This is a genomic window from Nocardiopsis sp. NPDC055879, assembly GCF_053615935.1.
Map to the genome: position 1 here is coordinate 62,794 of NZ_JBSHCT010000010.1, position 17,282 is coordinate 80,075.

The 17,282-nt window shown below is 68.7% G+C and carries 18 protein-coding genes; 9 read left to right on the forward strand and 9 right to left on the reverse strand.

The features are described 5' to 3' along the window. The first annotated feature begins 51 nt into the window (after positions 1 to 51). The 4 genes from ACWGKS_RS13730 to groL all read left to right on the forward strand — a co-directional run bounded on the left by ACWGKS_RS13730 (position 52) and on the right by groL (position 4,541). The gene (locus ACWGKS_RS13730) at positions 52 to 657 is read left to right on the forward strand and encodes a PadR family transcriptional regulator (RefSeq protein ID WP_358513745.1); all 606 of its coding nucleotides are present in this window, start codon (positions 52 to 54) and stop codon (positions 655 to 657) included. Positions 658 to 774: 117 nt separating this feature from the next. Continuing rightward, entirely contained in the window at positions 775 to 1,746 is a 972-nt protein-coding gene (locus tag ACWGKS_RS13735) for an ATP-binding cassette domain-containing protein (RefSeq protein WP_358513743.1), read from the forward strand. Then, on the forward strand, positions 1,743 to 2,540 hold the full coding sequence (locus ACWGKS_RS13740; RefSeq protein WP_358513742.1) for an ABC transporter permease: 798 nt from the start codon (positions 1,743 to 1,745) through the stop codon (positions 2,538 to 2,540). The genes ACWGKS_RS13735 and ACWGKS_RS13740 overlap by 4 nt, the downstream gene beginning before the upstream one ends. Positions 2,541 to 2,909: 369 nt before the next feature. Continuing rightward, a complete protein-coding gene (groL, locus tag ACWGKS_RS13745; protein ID WP_358513740.1) occupies positions 2,910 to 4,541 on the forward strand; it encodes a chaperonin GroEL in 1,632 nt (543 codons plus the stop codon). Between the two features lie 94 nt (positions 4,542 to 4,635). Here groL and ACWGKS_RS13750 read toward each other — a convergent pair whose 3' ends face one another. Continuing rightward, positions 4,636 to 5,103: an NUDIX hydrolase gene (locus ACWGKS_RS13750; RefSeq protein WP_358513738.1), complete on the reverse strand. Its 468-nt coding sequence runs from the start codon at positions 5,101 to 5,103 to the stop codon at positions 4,636 to 4,638. A 101-nt stretch (positions 5,104 to 5,204) separates the two neighbouring features. Beyond that, on the reverse strand, positions 5,205 to 5,957 hold the full coding sequence (locus ACWGKS_RS13755; protein WP_358513736.1) for an SAM-dependent methyltransferase: 753 nt from the start codon (positions 5,955 to 5,957) through the stop codon (positions 5,205 to 5,207). A 138-nt stretch (positions 5,958 to 6,095) separates the two neighbouring features. Here ACWGKS_RS13755 and ACWGKS_RS13760 point away from each other — a divergent pair, with 138 nt between their 5' ends. Then, complete coding sequence (locus ACWGKS_RS13760) at positions 6,096 to 6,698, forward strand: Uma2 family endonuclease (protein WP_358513734.1); 603 nt, start codon at positions 6,096 to 6,098, stop codon at positions 6,696 to 6,698. A gap of 10 nt (positions 6,699 to 6,708) precedes the next feature. Here the strand turns inward: ACWGKS_RS13760 and ACWGKS_RS13765 are convergent, their stop codons facing one another. The 4 genes from ACWGKS_RS13765 to ACWGKS_RS13780 all read right to left on the reverse strand — a co-directional run bounded on the left by ACWGKS_RS13765 (position 6,709) and on the right by ACWGKS_RS13780 (position 10,861). Further along, on the reverse strand, positions 6,709 to 8,532 hold the full coding sequence (locus ACWGKS_RS13765) for an ABC transporter ATP-binding protein (protein ID WP_452522768.1): 1,824 nt from the start codon (positions 8,530 to 8,532) through the stop codon (positions 6,709 to 6,711). Further along, positions 8,529 to 10,265 (reverse strand): ABC transporter ATP-binding protein, encoded by a 1,737-nt coding sequence (locus ACWGKS_RS13770; RefSeq protein ID WP_358513732.1) that lies wholly within the window; start codon positions 10,263 to 10,265, stop codon positions 8,529 to 8,531. Before ACWGKS_RS13770 ends, ACWGKS_RS13765 begins: the two co-directional genes overlap by 4 nt. 75 nt (positions 10,266 to 10,340) lie before the next feature. Beyond that, positions 10,341 to 10,598, reverse strand: coding sequence for a type II toxin-antitoxin system RelE family toxin (locus ACWGKS_RS13775; RefSeq protein WP_358513730.1), 258 nt, complete (start codon positions 10,596 to 10,598; stop codon positions 10,341 to 10,343). Further along, positions 10,595 to 10,861 carry a type II toxin-antitoxin system Phd/YefM family antitoxin gene (locus tag ACWGKS_RS13780; RefSeq protein ID WP_358513728.1) on the reverse strand — a complete coding sequence of 89 codons (267 nt, stop codon included), beginning with the start codon at positions 10,859 to 10,861 and terminating at the stop codon, positions 10,595 to 10,597. Before ACWGKS_RS13780 ends, ACWGKS_RS13775 begins: the two co-directional genes overlap by 4 nt. Positions 10,862 to 10,989: 128 nt before the next feature. Between ACWGKS_RS13780 and ACWGKS_RS13785 the strand changes: the two genes are divergently transcribed. Further along, on the forward strand, positions 10,990 to 11,865 hold the full coding sequence (locus tag ACWGKS_RS13785) for a CPBP family intramembrane glutamic endopeptidase (protein ID WP_358513726.1): 876 nt from the start codon (positions 10,990 to 10,992) through the stop codon (positions 11,863 to 11,865). On the opposite strand, the gene ACWGKS_RS13790 is transcribed toward ACWGKS_RS13785, so the two are convergent. Then, positions 11,858 to 12,286, reverse strand: a complete 429-nt coding sequence (locus ACWGKS_RS13790; protein WP_358513724.1) for an NUDIX hydrolase — start codon at positions 12,284 to 12,286, stop codon at positions 11,858 to 11,860. The genes ACWGKS_RS13785 and ACWGKS_RS13790 overlap by 8 nt on opposite strands. Before the next feature lie 134 nt (positions 12,287 to 12,420). On the opposite strand from ACWGKS_RS13790, the gene ACWGKS_RS13795 reads away from it, so the two are divergent. Beyond that, entirely contained in the window at positions 12,421 to 13,518 is a 1,098-nt protein-coding gene (locus ACWGKS_RS13795) for a zeta toxin family protein (RefSeq protein ID WP_358513722.1), read from the forward strand. Positions 13,519 to 13,529: 11 nt separating this feature from the next. Next, positions 13,530 to 14,117, forward strand: a complete 588-nt coding sequence (locus ACWGKS_RS13800; protein ID WP_358513720.1) for an LURP-one-related/scramblase family protein — start codon at positions 13,530 to 13,532, stop codon at positions 14,115 to 14,117. Positions 14,118 to 14,166: 49 nt separating this feature from the next. On the opposite strand, the gene ACWGKS_RS13805 is transcribed toward ACWGKS_RS13800, so the two are convergent. After that, positions 14,167 to 15,141, reverse strand: coding sequence for a R2-like ligand-binding oxidase (locus ACWGKS_RS13805; RefSeq protein ID WP_358513718.1), 975 nt, complete (start codon positions 15,139 to 15,141; stop codon positions 14,167 to 14,169). Between the two features lie 217 nt (positions 15,142 to 15,358). Between ACWGKS_RS13805 and ACWGKS_RS13810 the strand changes: the two genes are divergently transcribed. After that, complete coding sequence (locus tag ACWGKS_RS13810) at positions 15,359 to 15,595, forward strand: hypothetical protein (protein ID WP_358513716.1); 237 nt, start codon at positions 15,359 to 15,361, stop codon at positions 15,593 to 15,595. Positions 15,596 to 15,626: 31 nt separating this feature from the next. Here ACWGKS_RS13810 and ACWGKS_RS13815 read toward each other — a convergent pair whose 3' ends face one another. Then, positions 15,627 to 17,273 (reverse strand): DNA repair helicase XPB, encoded by a 1,647-nt coding sequence (locus tag ACWGKS_RS13815; protein ID WP_358513714.1) that lies wholly within the window; start codon positions 17,271 to 17,273, stop codon positions 15,627 to 15,629. Between the last annotated feature and the right edge of the window lie 9 nt (positions 17,274 to 17,282).

The following is a 17,282-nucleotide window of genomic DNA, read 5'->3' on the forward strand; positions in this document are numbered from 1 at the left end:
TCCGCGGGCCTCATAACCTGGGAGGAGGTTTCTTCCGGGACGAGGGTGGCGATGTCGGCGACACGGTTGTTGGTGCTCGGTGTGGTGCGCGTCCACGGGGGGACGCACGGCTACCGCGTGGGCCGTGACCTCATGGACTGGGGAGCCAAGGAATGGGCCAACGTGAAGTGGGGGTCGATCTACCACGCCCTGCGCAAGCTGTCCGAGCAGGGAAAACTCCGTGAGTTCGTGTCCCCGGGCGATGAGATCACCGACCGCACCTCCTACGAGCTCACCGAGGAGGGCGAGGTGGAGTTCCGCCGGCTGTTGCGGGGGGCACTGCGCCACGCCGGCGACGACCACGCCCTGTTGTACGCCGGGGTCACCCTGATGCCCTGCCTGCCTCGGGCGGAGGTGATCGAGGCCCTGCGAGAGCGGTTGGTCGCGTTGGAGAAGAGCAACGCCGAGACGGCGGCGGCGATCGACTCCTCGGCGGCGGAATGGGGCAAGCCCGCCCACGTGCGTGAACTCTTCCGACTGTGGCACATCACCGTCGAGGCGGGGGCCGAGTGGACCCGACGGCTCCTCGGGGAACTGGAGGCGGGGGAGTACGTGATGGCCGACGAATCGCCCGACGCCTTCGGCAATCCGGCCACCGGGCCCGCTCGGCCCTCCTGACCGCCGGCCCCCATGCGGCTTCGCCTCGGGCCACTCGGGCCTGAGTATTAAAACTTGAGTATCTGGCTTCGGTAGTGCATCCTGATCCGTGTATTCAAATTTTAATAGGAGGATCGCGTGATCCGAACACACGAGCTGACCCGGGACTTCCGGGTCGGCAAGGACACCGTCGAAGCCGTACGCGGAGTCGACATGGAAGTGGTCGAAGGAGAACTCGTGGCGCTCCTGGGACCCAACGGAGCCGGCAAGAGCACCACCCTGCGCATGCTCACCACACTGCTCGAACCCACCTCGGGTACCGCCGTGGTCGCCGGACACGACGTGCGCGCCGAGCCCGCCGAGGTGCGACGCCGGATCGGCTTCGTCGGGCAGGGACACAGCGGGGCCGATGACCAGCGCGCCCGCGACGAACTCCACTACCAAGGGCGGCTCTACGGCCTGGACCGACGCACCGCCCGGTCCCGCACCGACGAACTCCTGGAGATGCTCGACCTCACCGCGGTCGCCGACCGTGAGACGACCACCCTCTCCGGCGGTCAACGACGCAGGCTCGACATCGCCATGGGACTCATCCACCGACCCGGCCTGCTCTTCCTCGACGAGCCCTCCACCGGGCTGGACCCGCAGAGCCGCGCCGACCTGTGGGAACACGTGGCCCGGCTTCGGTCGGAGTACGGCACCACCGTCGTGCTCACCACCCACTACCTGGAGGAGGCCGACAACGCGGCGGAACGGGTGCTGGTCATCGACCACGGTCGCCTGATCGCCGACGGCACCCCCGACGAACTCAAGGGGCGCGTCTCCGGGGACCTGATCCGGTTCACCCTCGACGAGACGCACCTGGCGGAGAAGGCCGCGGAAGTGGCCGCGACCCTGAGCGACGGAGCGGTGCCCGAGGTCACCGAGGTGGAAGCGAGCGGCGCGGAGGTGGCCCTACGGGTCGAACGCGGGGACGCCTTCCTGCCCGGGTTGCTGCGCGCACTCGACGAGTCCGGTGTCCAGCCGAGCAGCGTCCAAGTGCAGCGGCCCACCCTGGACGACGTCTTCCTGACGCTGACCGGCCGCAGTCTGCGCGAGGAGGGGCGATGAGCCGGGCCACCACCGGATCGGCGATCCGGCGACCCGCCGTGCCCGGATTCGTGCGCGACACCGGGATCGTGTTCGCCCGCCAGATCCGCCCGATGCTGTACCGGCCCCACCTGATCGCCTTCGGGATGCTGCAACCCCTGCTCTACCTGGTGCTGTTCGCACCCCTGTTGGGCGGGCTGGCCGGGGTCGAGGGCGAGAATCCCTGGCAGTGGTTCGTCCCCGGGCTGCTGGTGATGATGGCGCTGTTCTCGGCCGGGTTCTCCGGGTTCGGGCTGCTTCCGGAGATGGCGTCGGGGGCGCATGAACGCCTCCTGGCCACGCCGGCGGGCCGGGTGCCCCTGCTGCTCGGCCGGGTCCTGCGGGAGATGGTGGTCGTGGTGGCACAGATCCTGCTGATCCTCGTGGTGGTGGTGCCGTTGGGCTTCCGCACCACACCGGTCGGGGCCCTGTCCGGTGTCGCCCTGTTGGCGGTCCTCGGCATCGGGCTGTCCACGCTGTCCTCCCTGGCGGCGCTGGCGGCCAAGCAGACCTACGTGTTCGCGCCGATCATCCAGACCGTGATGATGCCGCTGCTCCTGCTGTCCGGGGTGCTGTTGCCGATGGAACTGGCGCCCGGGTGGCTGTACACGCTGTCCAGGCTCAACCCGATCGCGCACGTGGTGGACGCCGCCCGGGTGCTGTTCGGCGGTGGTCCCTGGGACACCACGGTCCTGGTCGGTTGGGCCATGGCGCTCGCGATGACCGTCCTGGCCCTGGCCGTGGGATCGCGTGCGATGCGACGGATGAACACCTGAGCCGAACCGATCGGTGACGGTGGGTGCTCACCCGGACCTTCCCGGATGAGGGAGCGACGGAGTCGCCACCGGGTCCAGGTGTCACCATCTGTTCGCCCAACGCTCAAATGCCCCGGTTCGGGCACGTCATCGCAGGTGATGGGTGTTTTCGAGGTCATGGAAATCGTGACCACATCGTTTGCACTCTCCAAGGCCGAGTGCTAAAAAGATGAGTGGTTAGCACTCAGCATGGCCGAGTGCTAATCGGATCGAGGCTGCGAGATCGTGGGCCTCCGGCAGCAGGGTTGCCGGATCGACCACGGTCGTCCGTCGCGGGCGCACGCCTCGTCCCATCGCGTATCAGCCCGGTCACGGGAGGACAAGAACTCAATGGCAGCCAAACTGATCGCGTTCGACGAGGAGGCCCGTCGCGGCCTCGAGCGTGGCATGAACCAGCTCGCGGACGCCGTGAAGGTCACCCTCGGCCCGAAGGGCCGCAACGTCGTCCTGGAGAAGAAGTGGGGCGCCCCCACGATCACCAACGACGGTGTCTCCATCGCCAAGGAGATCGAGCTCGAGGACCCCTGGGAGAAGATCGGGGCCGAGCTGGTCAAGGAGGTCGCCAAGAAGACGGACGACGTCGCCGGTGACGGTACGACCACCGCCACCGTCCTGGCCCAGGCCCTCGTACGCGAGGGTCTGCGCAACGTCGCCGCCGGCGCCAACCCGGTCGGCCTCAAGCGCGGCATCGAGGTCGCCGTGGCTCGCATCAACGAGGAGCTCGGCAACCTCTCCAAGGACATCGAGACCAAGGAGCAGATCGCCTCCACCGCCTCGATCTCCGCCGGCGACGACCAGATCGGCGAGAGCATCGCCGAGGCCATGGACAAGGTCGGCAAGGAAGGCGTCATCACCGTCGAGGAGGGGCAGACCTTCGGGCTCGAGCTGGAGCTCGCCGAGGGCATGCGCTTCGACAAGGGCTACATCTCGCCCTACTTCGCCACCGACCTTGAGCGCATGGAGACGGTCCTTGAGGACCCCTACATCCTCATCGTCAACTCCAAGATCTCCAACAACAACGAGTTCCTGCCCGTTGTCGAGAAGGTCCTGCAGGCCGGTCGTCCGCTGATGGTCATCGCCGAGGACGTCGCCGACGGCGCCCTGCAGACCCTGGTGGTCAACAAGATCCGCGGCACCTTCAAGTCCGTCGCCGTCAAGGCTCCGGGCTTCGGTGACCGTCGCAAGGCTCAGCTCGGCGACATCGCCGTCCTGACCGGCGGCCAGGTCGTCACCGAGGAGGTCGGCCTCAAGCTGGAGAGCACCGAGCTCGACATGCTGGGTCGCGCCCGCAAGGTCGTCGTCACCAAGGACGAGACCACCATCGTCGACGGTGCCGGTGACGCCACCGCCATCGCCGGTCGCGTGAACGAGATCCGCAACGAGATCGAGCGCACCGACTCCGACTACGACCGCGAGAAGCTCCAGGAGCGTCTCGCCCGTCTGGCCGGCGGCGTGGCCGTCATCAAGGCCGGTGCCGCCACCGAGGTGGAGCTCAAGGAGCGCAAGCACCGCATCGAGGACGCCGTCCGCAACGCCAAGGCGGCCGTCGAAGAGGGCATCCTGCCCGGTGGTGGCGTCGCGCTGCTGCAGGCCAGTGTCCCCGCCTTCGAGAAGCTGGAGCTGGAGGGTGACGAGGCCATCGGCGCCGACATCGTCCGCCGCGCCATCGCCGAGCCGCTCAAGCAGATCGCGATCAACGCCGGCCTTGAGGGCGGCGTCGTGGCCGAGAAGGTCAGGAACCTGGAGCCCGGCTTCGGTCTGAACGCCGCTTCCGGTGAGTACACCGACCTGTTCAAGGACGGCGTCATCGACCCGACCAAGGTCACCCGTTCCGCTCTGCAGAACGCGTCCTCGATCGCCGGTCTGTTCCTGACGACCGAGGCCGTCATCGCCGAGAAGCCGGAGAAGGCCGCGGCTCCCGCCGGCGACCCGACCGGTGGCATGGGCGGCATGGACTTCTAAGAGGTTCAGGAGTCCGAGGTCCGGATACGCGACCTCGCCCGCGACGACCGGGCGGCCCTTCACGGGGCCGCCCGGTTTCGCTGTTTCCGGGGCCTCAGGTGAGAGTGTCGCGGTGGTCGAGCCACTCCCGGACCGCGGCCTTCACCTGCGGGGTGAGATCGCTGTCGGAGTGCTTCTCGGCCGGGAACCACCGAAAGTCCGTGTGCTCCTGCGACAACCGCACGGGTGTGCCGTCATGTGGTCGCGCGAACGTGAACTGGCGTTTGCGCTCGCCGTGCCGTGAGTCGTAGTCGAACCAGCTCACGAAGGGCTCCAACAGGAGTGGGGCGCCCACGGGCGTGCCGATCTCCTCGTGCAGTTCCCGGGCCAACCCGCCGAGGAGGGTCTCGCCCGGTTCCACTCCACCCGAGGGCAGACTCTCCGCCCCTGGGAAGGAGGTCTCGTCGTCGCGACGGCGCAGCAGGAGGATCTCCCGCCCGAAGTCCCGGTGGACGATCGCGCCCGCCGAGAACCCCTCGATCCCCGACCGTCGGGCGTCGTCGGCGAGTGCCCGCGTGTCCATAAGCCTCCTCCCCCGGGGAACCGGCCGGCCCCCGGAAACGATCATGCGTGCGCCGGGACGCGCGCGCAACCGGCGCCCGGAGAACCCGTGGACAACCCTTCTCAGACCCGCAGGAGGGTCAGGTAGGCGAAGCCGAGCACAGCCCGACCATGCAGACGGAGTCGCCGGTGGGCGTCGGTGCGCCGGACGACCTCGTCGAAGTCGGGGGAGTGGGGGTTGTCCCGGATCCAGTCCTCCATGCCCCACGCGTTGCCGTTCTCGAAGTGGTCCCACTCGTCCACCGTGGCCTCCGACAGGGAGTACAGCCGGAAACCATGGGAGAGCGCGAAGTCGACCAGGTCGGGCAATGACCGGTACTGGTCACGGGGGACCACCTCCATCGCGGTGATCTCCTCCTCGGTGGGCGGACGCTTCCAGTAGCACTCACCGAACAGCACCCGGCCGCCCGGGCGGGTCAGGTCGGCCAGGGCGGAGAGCGCGTTCCCGGTGTGCGTGACGGGGTCACCACCCCACACATGGGTGGCGCCCACGTTGAACACCACGTCGGAGGCTTCGCCCTTCCACGCACCGACGTCCCCGACCTCCAGTTCCACCCGGCCGGCCAGCCCCCTGGCCTCGGCGCCGGCCCGACCATGCCGGATGTTCTCCTCCCCGAGGTCGATACCGAAGCCGGTGGCCTCCGGCTCGGTGGCCAGGGTGCGAAGGAGGAGTTCGGCCCAGCCACAGCCCAGGTCCACGACGTGGCGCCCCTCCAAGGGGCCGAGCGAGTGGATCAGACGCGTGGCCCGCTCGTCGGAGAGGGGACCGTTGAAGTCGAGGTCGCGGTGCATGGGAGGGAACGCCGGGGAGGTCATCCGAGCAGTGTCCTTCGCCCGGACGGGCTCGTCCAATGTTTTTCCGCGCCCGTCGGGGTTATCGTGCGAAGTGTCGGGTGGACAGGCGCGCAAGGCGCTAGCTTCCTGTCCGGAGGTGCGATCGAGATGAGTCCGGCGATGACGGAGACCGTTCCGGCGACGGGGATGTCGCGATGGGACCACGCCCTGAGCACCTGGAAGGAACTGGACGTGCCCGACGGCTGGCGGGCCGAGATCGTTGACGACAACGGAATCTTGCTCGTGGCGCCCCCATCCGACCCCCACAACTTCATCGCGGGGCGGGTGAACCGTGCGCTGAACGGGGTTCTTCCGGATGACTGGGACGTGTATCAGACGCTGGGAATCCAGATCCCCGCCATTGAGCGGCTCTACGTGCCTGATCTGGTGGTTATGCCGGAATCGGTCGTTCTCGATCCCGGACAGACCCCCAACCCGGCCGACGGGGCCGAACTGGTGGTCGAGATCGTCTCCAAGAGCAGTATGGACATCGACCGTAAGAAGAAGCTGTGGGGCTACGCGCACGCCCCTGTTCCGCTCTACCTGCTGGTCGACGCCTGGGACGAGACCGGACCTTCTGTCACGTTGTACGAACAGCCTGGAAACGGTCGCTACAACCACGCCACCACCGTGGACTTCGGCGAGAAGATCCGGCTTCCGGAGCCCTTCGACCTGGAGATCGACACCTCCCGGTTCCCTCGCCCGGACCAGTGGCCTTCGTGAGTTCGCGAACCTAGGCGTCGCCGTGCCAGGCGTGCCACAGCCGGGCGTACGAACCTCCTCGATCCAGCAACTCCTCGTGGGATCCGAGTTCGGCGACCGTTCCGTGTTCGACCACCGCGACGCGATCGGCGTCGTGGGCGGTGTACAGGCGGTGGGCGATCGCGACCACGGTGCGGCCGGACAGCACAACGGCCAGGGAACGCTCCAGGTCGCGGGCGGAGCGGGGGTCGATCAGGGACGTGGCCTCATCCAGCACCAGGACCTGAGGATCGGCGAGCATGACCCGGGCCAGGGCGAGTTGTTGCACGTGGGCCGGGTCGAGGGCGTCCTGCCCCGAACCCACCCTCGTGTCCAGGCCCTCCGGTAGGGAACGCACCCAGGCGTCGGCGTCGACCGCCTCCAGGGCGTGCCACAGACGGGCGCGGTCGCTGTCCTTCTCGTCGAGGGCCAACGCGAGGTTGTCGGCGATGGTGCCGCGGAACACGTGGCTCTCCTGGCTGAGCAGGATCACCCGCTCGCGACGTTCCTCGGGGGTCAGGGACGCCAGGTCCACCCCGCCGACGCGCACACTGCCCGACCCCGGGAGATACGTCCCGGCCAGCAGCTTGCCGAGGGTGGACTTGCCCGCGCCACTGGGCCCCACCATGGCCAACCTCTCGCCCGGACGCAGGTCCAGGTCCACGCCGTGCAGCACGTCGGTACCGGAGGCGTAGCCGAACCGGACGTCGCGGATCGACACGGTTCCGGGATCGCGGGGCTCGGTCCCCGCCCCGGGACAGGTCTCCTCGGTGGCGAACCGTACGCCCAACAGCCGACGTAGCGCGGTGAAGCCCACCATCACGTTGTCGACCTGGTCGATCATGTGTTCCAGGGGCCTGGACATCTGCACGGTCAGGAAGACGGCCGTGGCGATCTGCCCCAGGGACAGTTCGCCCTGGGTGAACAGCAACCCCGAGACCAGGAACGTCGTGGCCGCGGCGAACAGATAGGAGAACTCCAGCGGCGGGTACCACACGCAGCGCAGCCACAGCGTGTACCTCTCGGCGGCGTAGGCGCGTCGAACGTCGGCGTCGGTGCGCAGGTCCTGCCACTCCTGGCGGCCCAGCGCCTCCAGGGTGTGCGCGCCCTCCACCGTGTCGGACACACCCTGGGTCAGCCGCGAGTACGTACCCATCTCGGCGAGGTAGCCGTCCGCCGCCCGGCGGGCGTACCAACGGGAGGACACCCAGATGAGCAGGGCGGACGGAACCCACGCGAGGAGGAGGGCCGGGTGCAACACGGCCTGGGCCGCCAGGATGACCAGCACCGTCGTCAGACCGGTGGCGATCACCGGTACCGATCGGCGCACCATGGTGCTGAGCGAGTTGATGTCGCGCCCCGTACGGGAGACCAGGTCACCGGTGCCGGCGCGTTCCACGGTGCCGAGCGGCAGCCTCAAGACCGCGTGCACGAACTCCTCGCGCAGTTCGGCCAGCAGCCCCTCACCGAAACGGATCGACTGTGACACCGCTCCGAGCAGCAGAGCGGCGTTGACCAGGAGGGAGACCACGATCAGCAGGGCCATGACGTCCACGTGCGCCGGTGCGGCGCCCTCGCGAACGGCGTCCACGATCATCCCGAGCATCCAGGGGGCGACCAGCGCCGAAGCGGTGGCCAGGGCGTACAGAACCACCACGAGGAACAGCAGCGGGCCGTGTTCGCGGCCGGCTCGGCGCAACCGCACCCATACCGCCGAAACGGGTGCGACGGGCAGCGCCGTCGGTTCGATCGGCGCGGTGGGCGGCCCATCGAACATCGGCCCGGGTGAGGACGGGGGTTCGTCGATGCGGGTCATACCTTCTCCTCCGTCGTCTCCCCCGTCGCGCGCAGGACGGTCGCGGCGTAGGCGTCCAGGTGGAGAAGGTCCCGGTGGGACCCCTCGGCCACCACGCGGCCGGCCTCGACGAACTGGACGTGGTCGGTGCGGTCGAGCAGCAGCGGGTTGGTGGTGACCACCCCGGTGGTGCGACCGAGGCGGGCCTCGACGAGACGTTCGGCGATGGCCGCCTGGGAATGGGCGTCGACCGCGGAGGTGGGTTCGACCAGCAACAACACCTCGGGGTCCATGAGCAGGGCGCGGGTGAGCCGAAGCCGTTGCTGTTGGCCGCCGGAGTACTCACGGCCGCGTTCGGTGAGCTTCGCGTCGAAGCCCCTCGGGGACTGGGCGAGCACGTCCTCGGCCGCGGCGGCCCGGATCATCGCGGTCAGTTCCTCGTCGGTGCGGGCACCTCGGGGGTCGAGTTCGTCGCGCAACCGGCCGGAGAACAGGTGGGCGTCGTTGCCGGCGACCAGGACGCGATGGCGTACCTCCCGCAGTGGGAGGTCGCGCAGCCGGACGGAACGATCGCCGACCAAGACGGCTCCCTCGCCGTCGTCGCGGTAGCGCCCCAACCGTTCGACGAGGGTGGCCGTGTCGGAGTGGTCGGCGCAGACGACCCCGGTGACACGTCCGTGGACGAGCCGTACCCCACTGTCGGGGTCGTACAGGTCGCAGGGGCCGTCGGGGAACGGCGCGGGGGTCCGGGGATCGGGCAGGTCGTGGTCCAGGCTCAGGACCCGGACCACCCGCGAGGCCGCCACCCGGGCGGTCACCAGGTCGGAGAAGAAGCGCATGAAGAAGCGCACGGCCGTGGCCAGGGCACCGGTGTATCCGTAGAAGGCGACGAGTTGTCCCACGGTGATCTCGCCGACCAACGCCAGTCGCGCGCCGTACCAGACGATCCCCACCAACAGCAGCCCCGGATAGAGGGTGCGGACGGCCTCCAGGGCCGCGTCCATCCATCCGACACGGACCCCGGCGGCGCGCACCCGCTGGGACTCGGCCCGGTAGCGTTCGCCCACCGAACGTTCGCCGCCCACTCCGCGCAGGACCCGTAGTCCGGCGACCAGGTCGGTGGCCCTGGTGGTCAGGTCGGCCTGCCGATCCCGGTGGGTGCGCGTACGACGGTTGAGCGGCCGTAGCAGCGGGCTCATGCCGACGACGATCACCGGTACCGCGATCAGCGAGATCAGCCCGAAGGTGACGTGCGAGGTCAACATCAGGAAACCGACCATCAGCACCGAGACCACGGAGGAGACCATCAGGTTGGAGCGTTCGAAGAAGCCGCCGATGTGATCGATGTCGTCGGTGCCGACCGCCACGACCTCGCCGGTGGGAAGACGGCGGGTGAGGGTCGGGCCGAGTCGGGAGGAGTGGCGGGTGACCGACTGCACCGTGCGGTAGGCGGAGGCGTACCAGTTGAAGCAGGCGGCCCGTTCGAACAGGGGGGCGACCAAGGCGGCTGTCACCAGGGAGCACAGCGCGATGAGGGTGAACCAGTACAGCAGGGAACCGAGGTCACCGGCGGCCAGGTCCGAGTCCAGGGCGGCACCGAGCAGGTAGGAAACCAGGATCGTGCCCAGGACGTAGACCGAGGCGATCGACGAGGACCACAGCAGGGAACCCCACTCCCGCCGGGCCAGCCAGAGCAGGTAGTGGTCGGCCGAGCGGTGGTCGGGGGTGCCCGGGGGCTGAGGCAAGTGGCGCACGTTCAAGGACTCTAACCAGGGGAACCGAAGGCGGCCACCGATTTTTCGCGTCCAGGATGAGTGGCCCGCGCTAGATCAGTCGTACACCGTGGACCGGTGCCCGACGTGCACCACCCAGACGACGAGTTCTTCGTCTTCCACCGTGTAGACGACTCGATAGTCGCCCACCCTGAGACGCCGCACCTCCGGGTTTCCGACCAATGCCGTGGTTCCGTAACCCAGGGGGTCGTGCTCTAGTTCAGTGAGCTTACGGAATACCGCCATGGCTATATTGCGCGGAAGTTTGCGAAGTTCTGAACGGGCTTCCGGGCGAAAGATCGTCCGATAGTTCACTCGGGACCGTCCAAGATCTCCGCCATGACTTCTTCCATCGGGATCCCCTGCGCAGGATTGCTCATACGTTCCCGGACCATGCGCATGATTTCCTGCTCTTCGAATTGCTGGTATCGACGCAGGAGGTCGATGGGTACAACCGCTGCCACCTCTCTTCCGCGTCTGGTGATCACTGTCGGCGAGTCTTCGCGATCCGCTCGGTCAACGACGTCGGCGATGTGATCGCGTACTTGACGGATGGTCTCCACCTGCATTTCGCTCATGGAACCAATGGTACACCTGGTCCCTTCGGTACGTGTGGACCAGGGAATGCGTCACGCCGGCGGGGTCAGGGAGGTTTCCGGGTGATTCCGGATGTCGCCGGCCGCGGTGGGAGGGGAAGGATGCGGACATGGACGAAACCAGCCCCCAGGAAGTCCGTGTCGACGACATCCCTCGCCCGAACCTCCCCCTGCGGATCCTCGCCGTCATGGCGGGGTCCGTGCTGATCTGGTACTCGCTCTCGGCGCTCAACGAGCTACTGCCCTTGCGACCCGGCGGTGGCGGCAACCTCGCCCACTGGATGAACGCCTTGTTCGTCACCGTCCTGGCGCTGCCCATGGTCTGGGCGGCCCGCCGTTTCCTGGACCGACGCCCGTGGAGCGGTCTGGGTCTGACCGGGGTCCGTGAGGCCTGGCGGCCGTTGCTCGTGGGCGCGCTCTCCTGGCTGCTGCCCGCGTCGGTGGGGCTGGGGGTCGCCCTCGCCCTGGGTGCTTCGATCAGCCCCAGCGCCCCCGCCGGCGAGATCGTGTTCTCCCTGGCCGTACTGACGGTCCTGGTGCTGCTCTACGAGGCCCTGCCGGAGGAACTGATCTTCCGGGGATACCTGTTCCGCAACCTGGAGACCGCGATGCCCGCCTGGCTCGCGGTGGTGGCCCAGGCGGCGCTGTTCACCCTGTTCGGCACGGGTCTGTGGGTGCTCGGCGGTGGCTGGGAGGTGTTGGCCGAACGTCTGCCGCTGTTCCTGGGCATGGGCCTGGTGCTCGGCTGCATCCGGGTGGTCGCCGCGAACGTCTGGGCCTGTGTGGGATTCCACCTGGCCTTCCAGATCGCGGCCCAGGCCCTGTTGAGCTGGGAACTGTTCGAGGTGCGGGGCCTGGACACGGTCATGGGGACCGTCTTCCTGCTCCCGTTCGTGCTCGGGGTGACCGTCGCGATGCTGCTGCTGCGCGACACCGGTTCCTGGTCGGGGAGGGCCCCCGACCCCGTGGCGGAAACGGTCAGGTGACCAGGCCGCGGGCGTGGAGCAGTCCCACCAGGTCGCGGACGGCGGGGGCGCACCGCTCACGTTCGGCGTGGCCGATCCACTCCAGCTCGGTGATCTCGTTGTCGGCGACGAGCTCCCCGTCGTGCTCGGCGGTGTAGCACACCAGTTCCACGCGGGTCCCCGGTGCCTGACCGTGCGCCTCCTGGTCGATCACCGCCACGCGTTGGAACGTGCCGGGGCGCAACACCGCGCCGACCTCCTCCAACGCCTCGCGCGCCACGGCCTGCTCATCCGTCTCACCCGGATCGCGCTTGCCGCCGGGCAGGTACAGCCGGTCCCGGTCCTCCGGGCGAACGCACAACAGGCGTCCGTCACGTACGTGGACCCAAGAGAGCGCCTCGATGACGACGGGCGCTTCGGCGGTGAAGGAGGTCGAAGACATGTGGCCACTTTAGGCCGGACGGGAACCGGGCCGTTCGCCGACCCGAGGTGACGCGAAGCACTAAAATCCGGGGTGCCGGCGGTAGCCCACTCGCGCGTCCCACGGAGGCGTGCCACGGCAGAGATCGGACGTACATGACCCCCTCCAGCACTGGAACCGAACCCGGCCTCGGCCCCGACCCCGTCGGTGGGACTCCCCTGACGCGGGTCGCTCCACTGCTCTCGGAGAGCTCCAGCGGCGGCGTCCCACCCCAGTCCGCCGAGCGACGTCAGGCCGTCGAACGCGCCTACAACCTCTACAGCGCGGCCATCGGCGCCTGCCTGGCCCGGGGGGAGGACGACCCGGGACTGGTCGAACGCGCCGCCCTTCTCCTGGCGGAGGAAGCACGCCTGCCGTTCCTGACGTCGGAGGAGGTCGACCGGGCCTGTGCCGTCCTGCCCGGTGCCATCGCCGAGCTGCGCGGCGCACCGGTGCGAGCGCCCGCCGGTTCCACCCCGGACGACCTGCGTGAGCTGTCCGAGGAAACGCTGGATTCCCTGTTCGACCTGGCCCTGCGGGATCGGCTTACCGGGACCCCGCGCGAGCACCCGCGACTGCTGCTGTTCGGCGGCCAGCCGGGCTCGGGCAAGTCCACCCTCCAACGCCTGCTCCTGCCGGTCCTGCCGGAGGGCACGGTCGGCTACGACGGGGACGACCTGCTGCGCCTGTCGCCCGACTACGAATGGGCCATGAGCGCCGACGACAAGTTCGCCTCCAACTCCGTGTCCAAGCAGGTCGGTGCCCTGCACCGGCGGGCCATGGAACACGTTCGACGCGGACGCTACGACGTCGTGTGCAGCCACCCCTTGGGTCGCGCCGACTGGGCCGCCTCCTGGGTCTCGGGCTTCAAGGAGGCCGGTTACCGGGTCGAGGTGGCGTTCGTGGCCACCCATTCCTCCAACAGCGGTTTCGCGATCGTGGACCGGCACGCCCGTGCCACCCGCGACCAGGGTTTCGGCCGATGGTTGCCGAAGATCCACCATGACCGCTTCTACCTTGGTGTTCCCAACAGCATCGAGTTCCTGGAGACCCACCGTCTGGTCGACTCGATGTACGTGATGTCCCGCGAGGGCGAGGTGCTCTACGCCGACCACCAGGACGGCGGAGAGTGGTACCGAGAGCCGTTCGGCCGGATCGCGTTGGAGGCCGAAAGGGGCCGACGCGAACTCTGGCGCGTCGAGGACGACGTCTAGGATCCCTGCCCATGGACATCTTCAACGCGAACCCCCTGGTGGTACGCCAGCCCAAGCGCTTCATGGTCGACGTCTCCGACTACGAGGTGTACGACGCCTACGGCCGCCCCATCGCGCAGGTGCGCGAACAGGGAGCCGACGGCGGCATGCAGGTGCTCCGGGCCCTGTCCCGCGACACCGGTGGGTTCGAACGGCGCGTGCACGTCAACGACATGTACGGACGGACCGGGCTCGTCATCCAGAAGCACTGGTCCTGGATGACCGCCTCCACCAGCGTGAACCTGCCGGACGGCCGGCCGGTGGGGACCATCGAACAGGACCTGAAGTTCTTCGGCTCCAAGTTCACCCTGATGGACCCCTGGAAGCGGGTGGTCGGCGGTATCGAGGGCGACTTCATCGGTATGGACTTCCGGCTCAAGGACCACGCCGACCACGAGATCGCCCGTGTGGACCGTCGTATGCCCGACCTGGGGGAGATGTTCACCTCGGCCGACAGCTACGCGCTGCACCAGCGCTACCCGTCGCTGCCCCAGCCCCTGGGCACGCTGGTGGTGGCCGCCGCCATCGTCATCGACCTGGTCCTGAAGGAGGGCAAGTGACCCGGCGGGCCCGGCCTCGGGCCCACCCGCCCCGCGCGGCCCAGGCCGTTCACCCCTCCAGGGCGGCCATGGCGGCGCGGTCCTCCTCGCCGAAGCGTTCCTCCAGGGCTTCGGGGGAGGCGTCCAGGTCGATTCGGGCCACCGGGATCCCCCGGGCGGACTCGATGGCGCCCAATCGTCGGGTCGCCCGGTCGGCGGCGTAGTCGAGCAGTTTGCCGGGAGGCAGCTCGTACCGCTGCGTCTCAGGATCGTCGGAGGGGGTGTCGCCCCGTTCGACGGTGCCCAGCACGTGGGGCAACAGTTCTTCGAGGCGTTCGCTCACCACGTCCCAATTGCGGTCGTCGGCGGCCACGTGGCGCCGACAGGTGAAGGTTCCCCAAGCCATGTGGCGGCGCTCGTCGTCGCCGATCCGGCGGATGATCCGCCGCATCCCCGGGAAGATCCCGCGCACGGTGCACACGTGGTTCCAGGCGTAGTAGCCGGTCAGCGCGAGGGAACCCTCGATGATGTGGTTGTAGGTGACCGAGGCGCGCACCTGGTTGCGCGGGCTCGGGTCGTCCAGGAGCGCCTCCAGGGACCGGGGGAGTTCCTCGTAGAACAGCGCCCGGTAGCCGGGGTTCTTGTCGACGAACCCGTGCAGGTCGTCGTGGACCCCGAGCGCGTCCAACCACAGGCGGAAGGCCTGGACGTGCTTGGCCTCCTCGAACGCGAACTGGGTCAGGTACATCTCGTCGCCCAGACGGCCCTCCGCGGCCATGGCGCGCAGGAACGGCTGGATGTCCTCGGTGACGGCCTCCTCTCCGGCGACGAAGAGCGAGCACAGCCGTAGGATCCGGGTCCTGGCCTCGTCGTCGAGCCTCTTCCAGTCCTCGGCGTCCTGTTCCAGGTCGATGTCGGTCGGGTTCCAGAACTTCGCGTTGCCCTTGACGAACAGCTTGAGGGGAAGCGAGTCCCAGTTCAGGCCGCCGCCGCGCAGTGAGTGGAAGCCGTCGCGCCGGGGTCTGTCGGGGATCGTCGTGGCCATGTCGCATACCTCCGTGGGGGGTGGGGTCGCACTCATGATTGGACACGAGAACCTTCCGTGTAAACCCCTGGGGGTGGTCCAGGTCACCGGAGACCCGGGTTCCACGCGCATCGCCTGATGGGGGCGGGATCCGGTCGGAGTCGGCGGCGATCCGACATCGCCGAAACGGTACGGTCGAAGGAATACGCTCGCTTGAACGATCCGATCGGGGGACGACGTGTTCTGTGGTGATCCCGGCAGTGCCGGCTACTCCGCGTGCGCCGCCCAGTCCCAGCTCTTCGCGCTGGCCTCGGTGATCCCCGCGCTGCTCGGCCTGGCCCTGCTGGTGGCCGCCTTCACGGCGCCCTCCGTGCGCGGGGACCGACTGCTGCGCACCCGAACCCTCAGCTACTCCCTCGTGGCCTGGGGGATCGCCGCGGGAACCTACGTGATGGGCGGCCTGCCCTCCCTGTAGTCCTGCGCCTTCCGCCTCGCCGGTGGCGTGATCAGATCTCCTCGCCGGCGAGCAGGTCACCGGCGTCGGCGATCCGGTAGGCGTACCCTTGCTCGGCCAGGAACCGCTGCCGGTGGGCGGCGTAGTCCTGATCCAGGGTGTCGCGGGCGACCACCGCGTAGAAGCGGGCGGTCCGGCCGTCCGTCTTGGGGCGCAGGACCCGGCCCAGCCGCTGGGCCTCCTCCTGCCGGGAACCGAAGGAACCCGACACCTGTACCGCCACACCCGCCTCGGGCAGGTCGATCGAGAAGTTCGCGACCTTGGACACCACCAGGGTGCGCAGCTCACCGGAGCGGAACGCGTCGTACAGCCGCTCGCGTTCCTTGTTGCGGGTCTCGCCCTTGATCACCGGGGCGCCCAACCGCTCCCCGAGTTCGTCCAACTGGTCGATGTAGGAGCCGATCACCAACACCTGGTCCTCGGGGTGGCGATCCACGATCTCGCGCACGACCGACGTCTTGGACTCCGTGGAGGCGCAGAACCGGTACCGGTCCTCCGGTTCGGCGGTCGCGTACGCCAGCCGCTCGGACTCGGTCAGGTCCACCCGGACCTCCACGCAGTCCGCCGGGGCGATCCACCCCTGGTTCTCCATGTCCTTCCATGGGGCGTCGTAGCGCTTGGGGCCGATCAGGGAGAACACGTCACCCTCGCGGCCGTCCTCACGGACCAGGGTCGCGGTCAGTCCGAGGCGCCGCCGGGCCTGCAGGTCGGCGGTCATCCGGAAGATCGGCGCGGGCAACAGGTGCACCTCGTCGTAGACGACCAGGCCCCAGTCGCGAGCGTCGAACAGCTCCAGGTGCGTGTACACGCCCTTCTTGCGCGAGGCCATCACCTGGTAGGTGGCGATGGTGACCGGGCGGATCTCCTTCTTGGTGCCCGAGTACTCGCCGATCTCGTCCTCGGTGAGGGAGGTGCGGCGCAGCAGCTCCGCCTTCCACTGGTGCACCGAGACCGTGTTCGTCACCAGGATGAGCGTGGTCTTGCCGGTCATCGCCATGGCCGCCGCGCCCACGATCGTCTTGCCCGCTCCGCATGGCAGCACCACCACACCGGATCCGCCGGCGTGGAAGCTCTCGGCGGCCTCCCGCTGGTAGCCGCGCAGGTCCCAGTCGCCGTCGGCCAGGTCGATCGGGTGCTTCTCACCGTCGACGTATCCGGCCAGGTCCTCGGCGGGCCAACCGATCTTCAGCAGCGCCTGCTTGAGGTTGCCGCGCTCGCTCGGGTGCACCGAGACGGAGTCCTCGCTCAGTCGTTCGCCCAGCATCCCCTTGAGCTTCTTGGCCCGGACGACCTCCTCCAGGACCGCGCGATCGGAGGACTCCAGGACCAGACCGTTCCGAGGGTCTCCGACCAGCTTCAGACGCCCGTACCGCCCCATCGTCTCGGCGATGTCCACGAGCAGCGAATGCGGCACCGGGAACTTGGAGAATCGGATGAGGGCGTCCACGACCTGCTCGGCGTCGTGCCCGGCGGCCCGCGCGTTCCACAGGGCCAGCGGGGTGATCCGGTAGGTGTGCACGTGCTCGGGCGCACGCTCCAGCTCCGCGAACGGGGCGATGGTCCGGCGGCACTCGCCGGCCTGTTCGTGGTCGATTTCGAGGAGGAGGGTCTTGTCGGACTGGACGATCAAACAGGACACGCAGGGACC